The following is an 11,884-nucleotide window of genomic DNA, read 5'->3' on the forward strand; positions in this document are numbered from 1 at the left end:
GATTTCTCCTTAGTCAGTAACAGCCAGAGCTTCATCAATCACGTTGAATACATCGGTTTTGCTGCGGCAACGGCGAAGCTTGTCTAAATCCACGCCCGTTTCGCTGTCTTCATCATCCAACACTTGGGTCACTTCCATCAGACCTTCCATGTGCTCGTCTGAAGAGCTGCCCGCTAGCGTGATCAACACATCAACTGGCTCGTCTTCGCCTTCAAAGTAGATTGGCTCTTCTAGCGTAACCAGTGCGAAAGCAGTACGAATTACGCCGTTTTCTGGTCGTGCGTGTGGCAGAGCTAAGTTAGGTGCGATGCAGATATAAGGACCCAACTCTTCCACGCTGCTGATGATAGCGTCGTGGTAGGAAGGCTGAATCGCACCAGAGGCAATCAACATGTCCGTACCAATCTTGATGGCTTCACGCCAGTTAGAGGCTTTTGCTTGCAGTTTGATTGAGTTGTTGTCGATCAGTGATTGTTTTAATCCCATTGTTCTATCTCCAGTTTGGGTGCCGTGACTTTGGCTTTCCGAAGCCCGGCACCACTGTTGTTATCCGCTGTTTGTTATTGGTTTCTTATCTCTTCATCGAGAGAAGTATTTGGTCATGCTGTTTTATTTTGCTGGTACAAAGTTTTTATTGATGATGTCGAGTAGCTCGTCACCGAAGGAGTTAGGGTTAAGCATGTTTTGCACCCCGAGTACAAACTTGCCTTCGCCTGGCTCCATCTCCGCAGACAGGTGCTTCGACGATACGATGATGTCCGTGCTCGCAAGCTTCGACTTGTAGTCCGACACTGCGCATGAGTCCATCACGTGAGGAATGCCTTTCTTCTCTAGGTATTTGCCGATCTTCATTTTCATCATCATCGATGAACCTTGACCGTTACCACATACCGCGAGGATGCTTACTGGGCGCAGACCGTCGCTCGCTTTGATTGCTTGCTCTACCGCTTCAATCACTTCTGGCTCTTCACTGATTTCTACTATGCCTTGCGCGTCTTCTTCAGCACGTAGCTTGCGAGAGGCGAAGAACATGTAAACCAGAGACAAGCCAACAAGAACGAAGAAGAACATTTTCGATGCAGACAGACCTTGCATGATTGGTGGGAATACAAGCGCCCAGTCCGCCATGCCCATCCAACCGTTGAACTCTGTGCCGTGTTGGCTAAATAGGTGGATAGCCCAAGCAGAACCTAGTACCTCGATGATGCCCATCACGAAACAGATCTTCATCACCGCTTTCCAGCCACCGAAGTGGTTAGCAAATACGCCGATGGTCGCGTTAGAGAAGAACATTGGAATGAAGCCAGGGATGATCATGATTGGCGCATCGAATGCCAACATCGCCAGTACTGCCGCGAACTGACCCAGCGCCCCCCACATGAAACCAAATACCATTGCGTTAGGAGAGAATGCGTAGATAGCTGCACAGTCAATCGCCAATACCGCATTTGGAATCACGCGCTCAGAGATGCCTTTGAACGCTTCAGACAGCTCAGCAACGAACATACGTACACCGGCAACAATCACCTGAATCGCAACAGCGAATTTCAGACCCGTTTCTAGGATGTAGATAGTCCAGTGTGTGGTGCCCGCCATTTCTTGAAGGTTATCAAGACCGAATGAAAGCAGAATGATGCCGAAGAACACCGTCATCACGATCGCCGTTGCTGCAATGCTGTCGTGGAAGATGTGTAGCCATTTAGGCAGTTCTAGGTGGTCAACGCTGTCGTTCTTATCACCCAGTTTTGGCGCTACTTTTGTTGCAATCCAAGACGCGACCTGTTGTTGGTGACCAATAGAGAAACCCGCCCCGCCGGTGACTTCTTCGGTTGGCTTAAACATGATGTTGGAGGAGATACCCCAGTACAACGCCATTAACACCGCAGAGTAAATGATGGTTTCCCACATGCTTGCGCCAAGCACAAAGTAGAACACCGCGATCAGACCTGCTTGCTGGAACATGATGTGACCAGTCAGCATGATGGTGCGGATACCCGTGTAGCGGCGGAACAGTACCAAGAGGATGTTGATACCTAATGCCAATAGAACGGCGTAACCTACCCAAGAGTAGTTATCGCCCATTGCTTCCATGGTAGACATCATGGAGGTGTAAGGGTCAATGACCGAGCCGGTTAACCCGTGGTATTCAGAAAGTTTGGAAATCACAGGTTTGAAGCCAGCAACTAGGGTGCCCGCACCCACTTGAACCAGCATGAAACCCACGATCGTTTTGATGGAACCTTTAATGATGGTGGTGGCGTCTCTTCTCAGCAACCAATAGCCAATGCATGTTACCAAACCTAGTAGTAGTGGGGCTTTGGTCATAACTTGGCTGTAAAAAATATAGAAGATGTCGTACAAGAACTCCATATCTTTACCCCTAGAGTGTTTTTTATTTGTAATCGTATGTAGGTCAGAGTGATTCCATCTGATGTCGTAGAATCTACTCAGTTTTTGCTCACGAAATAAACTCTAACAATCAAAAGTAATCACGCAATGCTCATTTGTGATTATTTTGATATTTATCAATTTTGCCCTCCAAAAAACCCTACAAATGGTAAGCGGATCACACACAAAAATTAAATTACCAATAAATACAACAACTTATGAATTTTTGTGATGAAGTTCAGATTTTCATCAGTCTTGAATTTGACAATCAAGAGCGTGATTAATAGAATCAAAAAAAATCACAAGTAATCACCAAATAATCACTAGATACACATTTCGGTGAATTTGAATCAAATAGGGTGATGGGTATGAATGAAGTACAAAGACACAATGGCATTCTGTCTTTATTAGAAGAAAATCAGACGATTAACGTCTCACACATTATTGAGAGCTTTAACGTCTCTCCAGCGACGGCTCGCCGTGACATCTCTAAGCTGGATGAACTAGGCAAACTGCGCAAAGTACGCAACGGCGCAGAACGCGTCGAAGCAGAAAAGAAAAAATGGTCACCGCTGAACATCAACAGCACTGAGCATTACGAAGAGAAATCCTTGATTGCGATGCAAGCCGCTGAGCTTTGTCAGCCTGGCGACAGCGTGGTCATCAACTGCGGTTCGACCGCTTTCCTACTTGGGCAGAAGCTATGTGGGCAAGACGTGCAGATCGTCACCAACTACTTCCCATTGGCAAGCTACCTGATCAATGAAGACCATGACGATGTGATCATCATTGGCGGTCAATACAACCGTTCACAAAAACTGTTCTTAAATCCGGCACCCAATTCGCTTGGCAGTTACGCAGGTAATTGGATGTTCACCTCGGGTAAAGGGTTAACCGAAGCCGGACTCTACAAAGCTGACATGTTAACCGCGGTGGCTGAGCAGCAAATGCTTGAGCAAATCGACAAGCTCGTAGTCGTGGTAGACAGCTCCAAAGTGGGTCACAGAACGGGCATGTTGTTCTGTCCTACCGAGAAAATCGACATTCTGATCACTGGCAAAAACGCCAACCCAGAGGTCATCAAAGCGATAGAAGCACAAGGGACACAGGTCATTCTGGTCTAACGCGCCCTAGCCTCTTTCTCAAATAAATAAAAATAATTCAGCTCAGTGCCTTAACCACAAATTAAGGCGCTCGGCTCCCTACATCCCAAATTTAATAAAAATTGTGAAACAAAAAGGTGTTGCTATGAGTAAAGTAAATGAAATCACTCGTGAATCTTGGATCCTAAATACATTCCCTGAGTGGGGGACCTGGTTAAACGAAGAGATCGAAAATACGGTGGTGGAACCAAATACATTCTCGATGTGGTGGCTAGGTTGTACAGGTATCTGGTTGAAGAGTGAGGGCAACACCAACATCTCTATCGACTTTTGGTGTGGTACGGGCAAAAAGACGCAAAAAAATGCCTTCATGAAGAACCAGCACCAAATGATGCGTATGGGCGGTGTCGAAGCACTGCAACCAAACCTACGTACTGCTATCTTCCCGCTTGACCCATTTGCTATCAAAGAGATCGATGCTGTGATGGCATCCCATGACCACGCAGACCATATCGACGTTAACGTTGCGGCAGCGGTACTGCAAAACTGTGGTGACCACGTGAAGTTCATCGGTCCGCAAGCGTGTGTCGATTTATGGATGGGCTGGGGCGTACCAGAAGAGCGTTGTGTTGTCGCGAAAGTGGGCGATGTACTTGAGGTCGGCGACATGAAGATCCGCGTACTGGATTCATTCGACCGTACTGCACTTGTCACACTGCCAGAAGGCACTTCATCTTACGATAAAGAAATCCTCGACGGCATGGACAAACGCGCAGTGAACTACCTGATTGAAACTTCAGGCGGCTCGGTTTACCACTCTGGTGACTCGCACTACTCTAACTACTACGCAGCGCACGGCAACGAATACCAAATTGACGTGGCACTGTTGTCGTTTGGTGAAAACCCACGCGGCGTGACTGACAAGATGACGTCTTCTGACATCCTACGCGCAGCAGAATCATTGAATTGTGATGTCGTGATGCCATTCCACCACGATATTTGGGCGAACTTCCAAAACGACCCACGCGAAATTGAAGTGTTGTGGAACATGAAGAAAGACCGTCTGCAATACAAGTTCGCACCGTTCTTCTGGCAAGTCGGGGGCAAATACACCTTCCCTACCGATAAAGGTCGCATGCACTACCAGCACTTCCGTGGCTTTAGCGACATCTTCAAAAACGAACCAGAACTGCCATACAAAGCGTTCTTGTAATTCCATCGCGACGTCCGTTTGGCAGGAATAAAAAAAAGCCCGTCGCGATGATGGATGCGACGGGCAATTAGCTAGAGTCTTATAAGGAGAAAAGGAGGTTACTGATGATATATGTCCGACGATTTCGCATCAGTAACGTCCTCAAAAAACCGAATATTAGTCATTGATAAATTTAAAGGACATGGCTCATTCCTATAATTTAAATTGTTGATGCCTATTGCTCTAAGCCGATCAAAAAAGCCAGTCTCACAGGACTGGCTTTTGTTTTGTGGAGCGAGGCAGGTTACTTAATAAAAGAAATACAGCCTTGCAGAATCACTAGGTTGACGATGTCGATAAAGAACGCGCCAACAATAGGCACCACCATAAAGGCTTGTGGAGATGGACCGAAGCGGTTAACGATAGAGCCCATGTTCATAACTGCCGTTGGGGTTGCACCCAGACCAAAGCCACAGTGACCACTTGCGATGACTGCGGCATCGTAGTTGCTGCCCTCACTAGGAACGTCACGTAGTAAGCGAAAACCGCCAGAATCACCGATTGCACCGCCAGAATGATGAGGAACGGGATTGCCAAGTCGAAGATGTTCCACAGTTTTAGGCTCATTAGTGCCATCGCTAGGAACAGAGACAGCGAAACCGTACCAAGAATATCGACCGTTTCCACATCCACTTTGCGTACTTTCGTCACTTCCATGATGTTGGTGATCACCACACCGATAAACAGCGCGTAAACAAAGTCCGGAATCATCAACCATTTGATGCCGAAACTGCTCACCCAGCCTTCTAAGTAATCGGCACCAGTAACACACAATAGAATGATCGATAAACTCTCGACCACTTTCTTCGCGGTTACGCGGTCTTCTTCGTGCTCGTTGTAGGTCACCAATTCAGGGAAACGCTCGTGAGTCTGGTTGGTGCGTCCGTATTCAGATTCAAGGTTACGTTTATCGATCAAGCGCTGCGCAACTGGGCTGCCGATAATGCCACCAATCACCAAACCAAAGGTAGCGGATGCCATTGCCACTTCTAAAACGTTGTGCATGCCGTACATGTCTTGGAAGGTTTGCGACCATGCTGCGCCCGTACCATGACCGCCAGACAACGTAATCGAACCAGCAATCAAGCCCATTAGCGGGTCTAAGCCGAGCGCGGTTGCCAAAGAGACACCGACCGCGTTTTGGATAAGAATGTAGACCAATGCCACGGCTAAGAAGATAAACACCTTAGCGCCACCTTTAATCAACTGGGTGTAGTTTGCTGCTAAGCCAACGGTGGCGAAGAACATCAACATGAAAGTGTTTTGCAACGGTAAATCGAAAACTAAATCCACGCCATTGAAATGCATTGCGGTGATCGCACAAGCGACAATCAAACCACCAACGATTGGCTCGGGAATATTGAATTTCTTTAAGATCGGTAATTTAGCGTTAGCGAATTGTCCCAAGAACAACACACAAATAGCGACGAGAAACGACTCTTGTGGACCAACAGAAATGACCTGATTCATAAAACCTCTTTGCCTCCTTTTTCTCATCCTTTGAGTAACAACTCGCAGGTTGAGCGGTATTTAGGCAAGTCAGAGTGCCTACTGAACGTGTGGTTTTCTAGGGTTCAAATCCACTAAATTCTCATTAAATAAGAAAGCAATAGCTCGAATATTCACCCAATTCTCACCTAATGAAAAAACACACTTTTTCACCAAGTTTTGTGGCGCAATTTTCTCGTTTTTATCGCCCTTCTCAATTTATGAGAAGTGAACAATTTTTTGCCAGTTTTTAAGGGCAAAAACGTATGCGATTGCGTGCAAATTTTGCGTGAAACTCCGATGCCAATTTTGACGAAATATCATCGGCAAATGGGATTGAGAAAACCACGACTAAAAAATTTGGTGCTTTCTCTCTCATCCTTAAGGTGTTATACATATATATAACACCAACTCAGCCAAGGAAACCAATCATGACGCATTGGCATGATCGCCAACCGATTTTCCGTCAGTTGGCTGACCAGATCACCCAGCAAATATTGCAAGGCATCTGGCAAGAGGGCGAAGCTTTGCCTTCGGTACGCAGTGTCTCTGCGGATATGAAGATCAATCACCTGACGGTCATGAAGGGCTATCAGTTATTGGTTGATGAAGGATTGGTTGAAAAGAAACGTGGGCAAGGCATGTTTGTCGCCCAAGGTGCAAAAAAACAGCTGCTTGCTGATGAGAAAGCACGTTTCCTTGAACAACAAATTCCGCAGATCGCCGACACACTACAACGTCTGGATATGTCTCTTGATGAATTTATCCAACAAATCCAAATACATATTAAAGGTGACCAATGAGCGCATTAGTCAGTGTAAAACACGTCTCCAAGCAATATCGTCAGCAAAGTGAAGCGCTGCATGACGTGAGCTTCGATCTACAAGCGGGTCAAGTGCTTGGCTTGCTAGGTCATAACGGTGCGGGTAAATCGACTCTCATTAACGCCCTACTCGGTGCACATGAATACCAGGGCACCATTCGCATCAACGGCTTTGAGCCAATCATGCAACGCGACAAAATCATGCAGAGCTTATCTTATATCTCGGATGTTAACGTTTTGCCAAACTGGATGACGGTTGCTCAGCTGCTCGATTACACAGAGGGCGTACACCCAGGCTTTAATCGCAGCAAAGCCGATAGCATGCTTCGTCAAACCGACATCAAGCCGCGCGCACGTATCAAATCCCTATCGAAAGGCATGAAGGTGCAATTGCACTTGGCCGTGGTAATCGCGACCAATACGCAAATTCTGATTCTGGACGAGCCAACGCTTGGCCTGGATTTGGTTTATCGCGATACCTTCTACCGTCATTTGCTGGAATGGTTCCACGATGGAGAGCGTGTACTGATCATTGCGAGCCATGAAGTATCAGAAATCGAACACCTACTGACGGACGTGCTGATCCTTAAACACGGCCGACCTGTTCTGCAAACCTCAATGGACAGCATCAGCGAAGATTACTTCATTCTCGATGCCAGTGATGAGCATCGCGCACAAATCGAAGTGCTGAAACCACTGTCATCACAAAAGGGCTTAGGCACGACTAAATGGTTGCTGTCATCACAATACGCAGAGCAAGTTGCTGGGCTAGGTGATGTGTATGGCGTCAAGCTTGCGGATCTGTTCTTAGCATTGCAGAAGGAGGCAGCATAATGAAATCGATTGTCGCGATGTTGCGTAAAGAATGGCTAGAGAACCCATTGGTTACGCGCGTACCATTATTTATGTTTGCCTGTGGCGTGCTGCTGTTTGTCAGCTTAATGAGTAGCTCGACACTGCAACACAATATGTTCCTCCAAATGAGCTTTGGTGGTGATGTCAGTGATATCCACAAAGAGCTTGGTGATGACGTCAACATGCTGATCACAGGTGGCATTGGTTTGTTGTCTATCCTGCTTGGCACTCAATACTTCCCAAGAACGCTACGTAAAGAGCGCTCAGAGGGCAGTATCATGTTTTGGCGCAGTATGCCTGTCAGTGACGTAAAAACCCATCTGGTGAAGCTGGCGTTTGGTTTATTGGTGATTCCATTGGTGTGTTCGGTATTGGTTTTCGCTGCGGACTTTATGCTGTGGATGTTGAATGTTTCAACTGACCACCAGTTGGCGTTGTTGTATCGCCAGGCATCATTGGGTTTCGTGCTGCTGAACTGGATTGAATTTTTACTTCGAATGTTAGTGGCTGGCGTGTTGTTATTGCCGCTTGCCCTGACCGCAATGGCAATCTCACAGAAAGTGAACTCACCACTGTTGGTCATCTTGATTGGTATTTACGCGCTACGCTGGATGCCGATTGCGATGTTCAACTTCTATGGACTGGATGATTTCTTCTCAGCGATTTTCTATCTACCGCTGCACGCGATTCTTGCACCAAACCCGTTCAGCGCAATTCCAGATGCAGGTTGGATGAATGTCGGTATTTACTGCTTCATCGGTGTGCTTGCTTGGACAGCTAGTATCAAGTTCAGTCACACGCTTGAATAAAGCAAAATAAACATTTATTTCAAAATTAGACCATGCTGTGGTGATTACCACTAACACAGCAAAAAAAGAGTGCCCCCCTCACTTTGCTTTTTGAGGGGAGCACTCTAAAGAGGAAACTAACGTCACAGTGCTGCTCTTTCTGCAAGATTCAGGGCAAATAGATACCTAGCACCATCTCTCTAATTACTTGGATACTGTAATGCTTTCCACTCAGCATACGAGCCATCATACAGTGTTGAATCTATCCCTATCAATTGCAGAGCAATCAATAAAATAGTGCCAGCATAGCCTGACCCACACGAGGATATAACGTGGTCAATATCTTGGCCATTTATTGCAACCTCAATAACCTGCTTTATTTCCTCTGGAGCCTTAAACATACCAGTATCATTATCCAGTAAAGTTGCGAATGGAACGTTAATGGCACCTGGAATATGACTCACATCCGAAGCGAAGAAGTTCTCACTTCGTCGAGCATCCAACAAAACAGTATTATCACTTCGATTAAGAACATCATCGGAAAGAGCTATCCAACTCTGTTCCTTTTTTACGACGTAATTGCCCACCCTTGCACTATTAAGATTGTTTGAAGTCGGCAATGCAAGAAATTTCCAACGCTTCAAACCACCATCAAGCACCCTAACGTTGCGAAACCCCCAATACCGCATCGCCCACCATATTCGACCGGCGAACATATGAAAGTAATCATCATAGAGAATGACAAGATCGTCTTGGTTAATACCCAGTGCTGCAAAATCAGCTTGCGCTTGCTCAATCTCGGCCACAGGTGCTAAGGCTATTGGTAAATCAGTATTTACAAAGGTTTTCGTCCAATCCAGAAAACGTGCACCCGTGATATGTTCACTTAAAAAAGCTTGACGAGAATACTGGATATCCTCACCCCAGCGTCCTCTAACATCAAAGAACTTTGTACTTTGATCGTTCAATTTCTTTGCCGCTTCCTCCGCAGAGATGAGAGGGCTTTGGTTGTGTGGCATCATCACTGTAAACATAAAAGCCACCTATTTGTTAGATATTGGGATAGCATCAATAGGTGTCTCATATGCAACAAACATGACGCAGTCTTCTTTGCTTGCACAGTAGCCATCATGAGCAAGATCTGCAGGTCCAAACGCGTAATCACCTTTTTTCAGCACCACTCTTTCGAACCCTTTATAAGTAGTGTGGAACTCGCCCTCAAGCAGAATCATATGTTCAGTGGAAGTATGTGTATGAAAAGGAATTTCGGCTAAGCTCGGGAATTTAATAAAGACATCGTTATTGTTGCCTCCTAACTCACCATTTAGGGACGCTATCTGACAAGGTAAAAAGTCGGGACAATTAACCCAAGTGAGATCTTTACTGTTATGCGAGTATACCAATGGTTCTTTTAATGTATCAGAACCAAATGAATTAAAGCTCATAGCTGCAATCAATACAGCTAGTGTCTTATTTATTATATTTAGTTTTAATTTTTTCTTCCGCATGAATCATTCCAATATAAATTCAGGACATAAACAGACTACTTATTAATAGTTGTAAACGTTTTACTAACGATTAACCAATCACCCTTTATTTTCAAAAGCGTCAGATAGTCAACCCAGTAGAAGTCACTAAGCTCTAACTTTACTTTTGCAAAAGCCATATCGTTTACGACTTCAACACCGAGGATAGAACCCACCACCTCTGCATTATTCGTAACAGCATACTCGACTAGAGCATCTCGAGGTATAAAGTGAATCGAGCCATCCTCGCTCAAAGAATGTAGATTAGTACTAGAATAAAAAGCTCTTTCTATATTATCTTTAGCAAACTCTGAATTTTCCAATGCGGAAATATAGAGACTAACTTTATCTGCAACGGCTTTTTCTTGATTTTTAATATCCATAACAACCTCATTTTATTTAATAGAAAAATGATATTTAGATGTCGATCACTTTGCGATAAACAACTAAATCAACCTTGATTTACACTATATTATCTAATGTTAATTTTGATAATTAGTATATTTAAGAAATCACTTTTGCTACTGTGCAACAGTCGGAGGCTGGAACTGACAACTAGATAGAAACGGTAGGCATTAGAGCTTTTGAGAAACGAGAAGAGAACTCGTTAACTACCTGCAATAAAAGGACAAAAGCAATACTTCACCCTAATCAGAAGAGCCGTACTTTTTAGCTACTGACAATAAAATCATTTCTTTACAGCGTCACATTAATGATAGTCTGACGTTGTTAGAGACATTTTCAGGGAGCTTATTTTGTCAATTTTTTTGGGTATTACAGAATTTGTTGCAGTAGCAGAAACCCAAGGCTTTAGCACTGCAGGTAGACACCTTGGCATAGCCACCTCACAAATCAGTCGACGTGTTTCAGAGCTTGAAAGGAGACTTGGTGTCGCTCTAGTTGCGCGAACAACAAGAAAAGTAAGGCTAACTGACGCTGGTCACTCGTACTATGAATATTGCAAAAAAATAATAGAGCAAATAGACACAGCAAATGAAGTCGTGACAGAAGGTAAAGCCCGTTTATCAGGAACACTCAGAATATCAGCAGGAGGCGATTTTGCAGAAAACCACGTCATACCAGCATTGATGGACTTTGTTTCTGAACATCCAGACTTAGAGCTAGATATCGACTTTAATACAAAGGTGATCGACTTTATCGATGATGGTTATGATTTCGCAATAAGGTTTGGATCACTCCCTGACTCTAATTTAATAGCAAGAAAACTTTCTGACCATTTATACGCAGCGGTAGCTAGCCCTGATTATTTGAACAAGTTCGGTAGGCCGACCTCACCACGTGATCTAGCAAGGCATAAGTGTATTACTACAACTTATAACCGCTGGACTTTCCAAGATAAGGGCGAGGACATCAATATTTCTGTCAAAGGGCAGGTAAGGGCTAATAATGTTAAGACACTGGTAAATGCGTGCAAGAAAGGGCTTGGTGTGCTGTATCTCCCAAAGTCTATTTTTTCTGAAGAGCTAAAAAACAAACAGTTAGAGCCTGTATTAACTCCCTATTGGAAGAATAGAGGCTCCACGTGGATAGTTTATTCTGAAAGAGAATTTCTGCCGCTTAAAAGTCGCTTAGCCATTGAGTATCTAGTCTCTAAGTTCTCAAACACACAGGAGCATCTGTAACATTCATACGAGTACTCA

11 protein-coding genes and 1 pseudogene are annotated in these 11,884 nt (G+C 44.9%); 6 read left to right on the top strand and 6 right to left on the bottom strand.

The genetic code is table 11. From position 1 onward, the window contains the following. Window positions 1–9 precede the first annotated feature (9 nt). A complete protein-coding gene (locus tag A8140_RS23155) occupies window positions 10–486 on the bottom strand; it encodes a PTS sugar transporter subunit IIA (RefSeq protein WP_005531229.1) in 477 nt (158 codons plus the stop codon). Window positions 487–609: 123 nt separating this feature from the next. After that, a complete protein-coding gene (locus tag A8140_RS23160) occupies window positions 610–2,370 on the bottom strand; it encodes a PTS ascorbate-specific subunit IIBC (protein ID WP_005531232.1) in 1,761 nt (586 codons plus the stop codon). Window positions 2,371–2,756: 386 nt separating this feature from the next. On the opposite strand from A8140_RS23160, the gene ulaR reads away from it, so the two are divergent. After that, window positions 2,757–3,512: an HTH-type transcriptional regulator UlaR gene (gene ulaR / locus A8140_RS23165; protein ID WP_005531235.1), complete on the top strand. Its 756-nt coding sequence runs from the start codon at window positions 2,757–2,759 to the stop codon at window positions 3,510–3,512. Between the two features lie 124 nt (window positions 3,513–3,636). Continuing rightward, the gene (gene ulaG / locus A8140_RS23170; RefSeq protein ID WP_005448892.1) at window positions 3,637–4,704 is read left to right on the top strand and encodes an L-ascorbate 6-phosphate lactonase; all 1,068 of its coding nucleotides are present in this window, start codon (window positions 3,637–3,639) and stop codon (window positions 4,702–4,704) included. Between the two features lie 283 nt (window positions 4,705–4,987). Here the strand turns inward: ulaG and gltS are convergent. Next, window positions 4,988–6,213: pseudogene (gene gltS / locus A8140_RS23175) on the bottom strand (sodium/glutamate symporter). Window positions 6,214–6,662: 449 nt separating this feature from the next. Between gltS and A8140_RS23180 the strand changes: the two are divergent. Genes A8140_RS23180 through A8140_RS23190 form a run of 3 tightly spaced genes read left to right on the top strand, consistent with a single transcriptional unit; the run spans window position 6,663 to window position 8,718 of the window. Continuing rightward, window positions 6,663–7,034 carry a GntR family transcriptional regulator gene (locus tag A8140_RS23180; protein WP_005531237.1) on the top strand — a complete coding sequence of 124 codons (372 nt, stop codon included), beginning with the start codon at window positions 6,663–6,665 and terminating at the stop codon, window positions 7,032–7,034. Then, a complete protein-coding gene (locus A8140_RS23185; protein ID WP_005531239.1) occupies window positions 7,031–7,888 on the top strand; it encodes an ABC transporter ATP-binding protein in 858 nt (285 codons plus the stop codon). Before A8140_RS23180 ends, A8140_RS23185 begins: the two co-directional genes overlap by 4 nt. Continuing rightward, window positions 7,888–8,718 (top strand): hypothetical protein, encoded by an 831-nt coding sequence (locus A8140_RS23190; protein ID WP_005531248.1) that lies wholly within the window; start codon window positions 7,888–7,890, stop codon window positions 8,716–8,718. The genes A8140_RS23185 and A8140_RS23190 overlap by 1 nt, the downstream gene beginning before the upstream one ends. Before the next feature lie 179 nt (window positions 8,719–8,897). Here A8140_RS23190 and A8140_RS23195 read toward each other — a convergent pair whose 3' ends face one another. Genes A8140_RS23195 through A8140_RS23205 form a run of 3 tightly spaced genes read right to left on the bottom strand, consistent with a single transcriptional unit; the run spans window position 8,898 to window position 10,606 of the window. Next, a complete protein-coding gene (locus A8140_RS23195) occupies window positions 8,898–9,731 on the bottom strand; it encodes a sulfurtransferase (RefSeq protein WP_005531250.1) in 834 nt (277 codons plus the stop codon). A gap of 9 nt (window positions 9,732–9,740) precedes the next feature. Beyond that, window positions 9,741–10,205, bottom strand: a complete 465-nt coding sequence (locus A8140_RS23200; RefSeq protein ID WP_005531252.1) for a cupin domain-containing protein — start codon at window positions 10,203–10,205, stop codon at window positions 9,741–9,743. 35 nt (window positions 10,206–10,240) lie between these two features. Further along, the gene (locus A8140_RS23205; protein ID WP_005531254.1) at window positions 10,241–10,606 is read right to left on the bottom strand and encodes a nuclear transport factor 2 family protein; all 366 of its coding nucleotides are present in this window, start codon (window positions 10,604–10,606) and stop codon (window positions 10,241–10,243) included. Between the two features lie 372 nt (window positions 10,607–10,978). Between A8140_RS23205 and A8140_RS23210 the strand changes: the two genes are divergently transcribed. Continuing rightward, window positions 10,979–11,866 (top strand): LysR family transcriptional regulator, encoded by an 888-nt coding sequence (locus tag A8140_RS23210; RefSeq protein WP_005531256.1) that lies wholly within the window; start codon window positions 10,979–10,981, stop codon window positions 11,864–11,866. Window positions 11,867–11,884: the final 18 nt, after the last annotated feature.

Origin of the sequence: Vibrio campbellii CAIM 519 = NBRC 15631 = ATCC 25920, from assembly GCF_002163755.1 — a bacterium.
GTDB lineage: Bacteria > Pseudomonadota > Gammaproteobacteria > Enterobacterales > Vibrionaceae > Vibrio > Vibrio campbellii.